The following is a 4148-nucleotide window of genomic DNA, read 5'->3' as shown; positions in this document are numbered from 1 at the left end:
GCCACGGGGGCCGCATCCGGACGGCAGCGGCGGCAGGCGCGAAAACCCGCCGCACGCGCCGCCTCCCGGCTGTCATAGATGCGCACATTCTCGGGCCGGGCGGTGCGCGACGGGCAGGACGGGCGGCAATACACGCCCGTGGTCGTCACCGCGTACCAGAATAATCCGTCCGCCGCACGGTCGCGGGCGACGATCCGCCGCCAGCGCGGGTCCTGATCGGTCGTCTCCGGCACCGGCCGGACGGCAAGGGGCATATCCATCGGCTGCATCCCGTCTGTCGTGATGTCCATGCCCTCCATCCTGCCGTCTCGCCGGCGGCCCCGCATCCCGGATCCTGCTCCCGAATTTCATCCGGTGCGCGCGGCGTGCCCCCATCCGGATCGAGGGAATATTGGAATATTGGCGCCGTCGCCCACCACCGCCACCATCCGGCGCAAATTCCCGGCGCACATCCTGCGCCATGCCGTGCCGCACATCCAAAAAAGAACCGCTTCAATCGATATCCGGCCGGATCGCCTCGGCAGCCGGGCGCTGGGGCGCAATGTCGGCGGGGCCGACCGTGTCGGCATAATGGTTGCCGAAATGGCTGCGGACGTAATTCACCACCGCAGCCACCTGGGTGTCCGACAATTTGTCGGCGAACCATGGCATGCCGCCGAAACCGTTCAGCACGACATAGGCCGGATAGCCTGCCGCCGCGAGCTTGGGATTGCCCGCCAGCGCCGGGAAACGCGCCGCCCCCACGGCCCCGCGTCCGTCCGCCATGTGGCAGCCCTGGCACAGTGTGCGATAGATCGCGCCGCCATCATTGGTGGCGATCGCACGCCCGGCAATGGCGTCCGCGCTGTCGGCCCGTGCCGGCACGGACAGGGCGGGGGAGATCAGCGCGGCCAGCAGGATCAGCGCCGGCAATGGGTGGTTCAGGCGGATCATCAGGCGGCTCCGATCGCACGGCGATGCAGGCGGGTGACGGCGTCCAGCGACGACAGGATCGCCCCTTCCTGCCAGCATCCGAAGAATGAGGCATGCTCGCCGGCCAGTACCAGGCGGTTATCGATCGCGCACAGGTCGCGATAATGCATCTTGCGGGCCTGTTCGCTCCACAGCGCGCAACAGCCCAGCGTCCAGGGCACGCGGCTCCATGCCACGGCGGCGCCGGTCGAAAATTCCTTGCGGTACTGCGGATGAATCACCGCGCCCTGGGCCAGCGCCGCCTCGATCCGCTCGGCCGGGCTCAGGCCCGCGAAACGGAATGCCTCGGCATCCTCATACATGTAGCCGCCCAGCAGCACCGCCTTGCCGCGCGAGAAATAGCCCGTGCTGGGATAGGAAATCTGGTTGATCGGCAGGTCGGTGAAACTGATGCCGCCATAGATCTGCTCGTCTTCTTCCCAGAAGCGCCGGTTGAATTCCAGACCGATCTTGACCGACGACAGATAGGGCACGGCGGCGATCGCCGCCTTCATCGGGCCGCCGACCTGCACATCCAGTTGCGACAGCACCGACAGCGGAATGGTGCAGACGCAATAATCGGCCTGGGCCACGCGCGGCGCATTGCCGTGCGCTTCGTCGATATAGGACACGCTGACGCCGTGCTGATCCTGATGGATCGCCGTCACCCGGCAGCGCATGGTGATCAGGTCGCCGACCTGGCGGGCAAACCCCTTGCCGATCTGGTCCATCCCGCCCACGGGCTGAAACATCGTGGTCTGGTGGTCCAGGCTGGCATTGGTGGCCAGCGCCAGCCATAGCCCCGACCGCATCAGCGCGTCGCGCGGCAGCGGGTCGGACGGCACGGGCGCGCCGTCCGGGCCGCCGCCCTGCGGCTTGGCAAAGCCCCGGCGCTGCGACGTCATGATACTTTTGGTATAGGCGAATGTTCCGTCCAGCATGCCGCACGCCTTCAGCGCCTGCAGCAGATGCTCCCGCTCGTCGTCGCCGACCGGCAGGTCCAGCCTGTGCTGGTCGATCGCCTTGGCCAGCAATTCCGAGGTGTGGCCGGCATAATCGGCTGCGATGGTGCGATAGCGCTGCTTTTGCCCGCCGAAGGCCCCCGTCGCATGGACATAGGCGTTGAAATTGACCTGCACGAACGGTTCCAGCGCCACGCCGAACGCCCGGCAATAATGCAGCAGCGCCTGGTGGTGGTACGGGATGCGCCAGGGGCCGGGATTGAAATAATTCCCGGGCGCGAAGCCGATATTCTGCGTGGCGCCGCCCAGTTCGGTAAACCGGTCGCCGCCATGCAGGCTGAAATTCCGGCCGCCGGCACGGTCCTGATATTCCAGGATCCGCACCGAATAGCCGGCCTTGCGCAACTCATAGGCGGCCAGCATGCCCGCCAGCCCCGCGCCCAGCACCAGCACCGACGTGCCGGGCCTGGCGCCATCCAGCCTGGGCGGACCCGCGAAATCGCGCCCGGCGGCGTGGCCCAGGGCGGTCATCGCTTGATACAGCGCTGCCGACCCGCCCACCGCGCCGATCCGCGACAGAAGCTGGCGCCGCGTCTGCGGCGCAAATTCCGGGCTGCTGGTCATCCTGTTACGGTCCTTCGTCGGTCTCGGGCGCCGATCTCGGGCGTCTCGTTTCGGTCTTCGATATGGCCTGCGGGCCATTTCCGCAACAGCGGGTGCGCGACGCTCCGGCATGGCGGCATTGGAAGTACGGCGCGATCTGCCCTATGCGGTCGTCATGACCGTGCTTACGCTCCGCCCCGTTGCGCGCGCCGACGCTTCGGATTTGATCCGCGCCAATCGCGACAGCCGCGATTATCATGCCCCCTGGGCCCGGCCCTTCACCGACCCGGACGGGTTCGATACCTGGTTCGCCCAATGCGCCACCGGTTCCGCCGTGGGGCTGGTCGCGCGCCATGGAGGCGATGGCGGGGTGATCGGGGTCTTCACCCTCAGCCAGATCGTCATGGGTGCGTTTTGCAGCGCGTATCTGGGCTATTACGGCATGCGGGCTTATGCGCGGCGGGGGCTGATGACGCAGGCGCTGCGCCTGACCCTGGCCCATGCCTTCGACGAACTGGGCCTGCACCGGGTCGAGGCCAATATCCAGCCCGGCAATCTGGCCTCGATCGCCCTGGTGCGCCGCGCCGGTTTCCGGCAGGAGGGATTCTCCCCCCGCTATCTGAAGATCGACGGGGCCTGGCGCGACCATGAACGCTGGGCCCGCCTGTCGGACGACCCGGTAGACGACCCGGTTTCAGGCTGAAACCGGGGGCAGGGGGATGCGATCCGTCGCGGCCCCCTGCCGGGCGGGAATCAGCGCATCGTGTCGGCGGTCGGGATCTTCAGCGTTGCCGCCAGGAAGGATTCGCGCGCCTCATCCACGTGCGTGCGCAGCGCCGGGTCGGTCAGCATATGCGTGCCCGGCAGAAGCAGCAGGTTGTACGGACGCCCGGCGCGGATGAAAGCCTGCGTCAGCTTCATCGTGTTTTCGAAATACACGTTATCGTCGGTCAGCCCGTGCATGATCAGCAGCGGTCGCGACAGTTGCGCGGCATAGGTCAGCACGTTGCTGGCCGCATAGCCCTGCGGATCGTCCTGCGGCGTGCCCAGATACCGTTCGGTATAGGCCGTGTCGTAATCGGCGAAATCCGCCGGCGGCGCGCCCGCGACCCCCACCTTGAAGACATCCGGCCGGCGGATCGTCGCCATCGCGGTGAAATACCCGCCGAACGACCAGCCATAGACGCCCACCCGCGACAGATCCAGTTCGGCATAGCGTTTTCCCAGCGCCGCCAGCCCGTCGGCCTGGTCGCGCAACGGCAGGTCGATCAGGTCGTTCTTGGTCGCCCGTTCCCAATCATGGTCGCGCCCCGGCGTGCCGCGCCCGTCCAGGCTGACGACGATATAGCCGTGATCGGCCAGGCACTGGTTTTCCAGATATTGGCGCGGCGCCTGCAGCACCTGCTTGTATCCGGGCCCGGCATAGACCGACAGCACGACCGGATAGCGCCGCCCGGGCACGAAATCGGCCGGGCGGATGATCATCGCATCCATGTCCAGCGCCCCGGCGCGGGTATATTGGATATGCGGCGCCAGGGTCGGGGTTTCGGCCACGCCGGGCAGGGTGGCCAGCACATGGCCGTCGCGGTCGCGCACCACGCTCGCGGCGCTGCCGTCCGCGCCCATCATGGC

5 protein-coding genes are annotated in these 4148 nt (G+C 67.5%); 1 reads left to right on the top strand and 4 read right to left on the bottom strand.

What is annotated here, in order from left to right; all coding sequences use genetic code 11:
• From HUK84_RS11590 to HUK84_RS11580, 3 genes are all read right to left on the bottom strand, one after another.
• Positions 1–290: Ada metal-binding domain-containing protein (locus tag HUK84_RS11590; RefSeq protein WP_374729322.1), on the bottom strand; the 290-nt coding region annotated here is incomplete at its 3' end.
• 202 nt (positions 291–492) lie between these two features.
• Positions 493–933, bottom strand: a complete 441-nt coding sequence (locus HUK84_RS11585; RefSeq protein WP_176640433.1) for a c-type cytochrome — start codon at positions 931–933, stop codon at positions 493–495.
• Positions 933–2537 carry a flavin monoamine oxidase family protein gene (locus tag HUK84_RS11580; protein ID WP_176640432.1) on the bottom strand — a complete coding sequence of 535 codons (1605 nt, stop codon included), beginning with the start codon at positions 2535–2537 and terminating at the stop codon, positions 933–935. The genes HUK84_RS11585 and HUK84_RS11580 overlap by 1 nt, the downstream gene beginning before the upstream one ends.
• Positions 2538–2646: 109 nt before the next feature.
• Here HUK84_RS11580 and HUK84_RS11575 point away from each other — a divergent pair, with 109 nt between their 5' ends.
• Positions 2647–3219, top strand: a complete 573-nt coding sequence (locus HUK84_RS11575) for a GNAT family N-acetyltransferase (protein ID WP_246285632.1) — start codon at positions 2647–2649, stop codon at positions 3217–3219.
• A 50-nt stretch (positions 3220–3269) separates the two neighbouring features.
• On the opposite strand, the gene HUK84_RS11570 is transcribed toward HUK84_RS11575, so the two are convergent.
• Positions 3270–4148 (bottom strand): alpha/beta hydrolase family protein (locus HUK84_RS11570; RefSeq protein ID WP_176640431.1); only part of this gene is annotated, 879 nt, incomplete at its 5' end.

Origin of the sequence: Nguyenibacter vanlangensis, assembly GCF_013376155.1 — a bacterium.
Lineage (GTDB): Bacteria > Pseudomonadota > Alphaproteobacteria > Acetobacterales > Acetobacteraceae > Gluconacetobacter > Gluconacetobacter vanlangensis.
The sequence above is the reverse complement of the archived record's forward strand: the minus strand, read 5'-3'. Positions and strand labels throughout refer to the sequence as shown.

Excerpts from the sequence above, each read along its gene's own strand:
- HUK84_RS11585 (WP_176640433.1), bottom strand. The coding sequence starts at position 933 with ATGATCCGCCTGAACCACCCATTGCCGGCGCTGATCCTGCTGGCCGCG.
- HUK84_RS11580 (WP_176640432.1), bottom strand. The coding sequence starts at position 2,537 with ATGACCAGCAGCCCGGAATTTGCGCCGCAGACGCGGCGCCAGCTTCTG.
- HUK84_RS11575 (WP_246285632.1), top strand. The coding sequence starts at position 2,647 with ATGGCGGCATTGGAAGTACGGCGCGATCTGCCCTATGCGGTCGTCATG.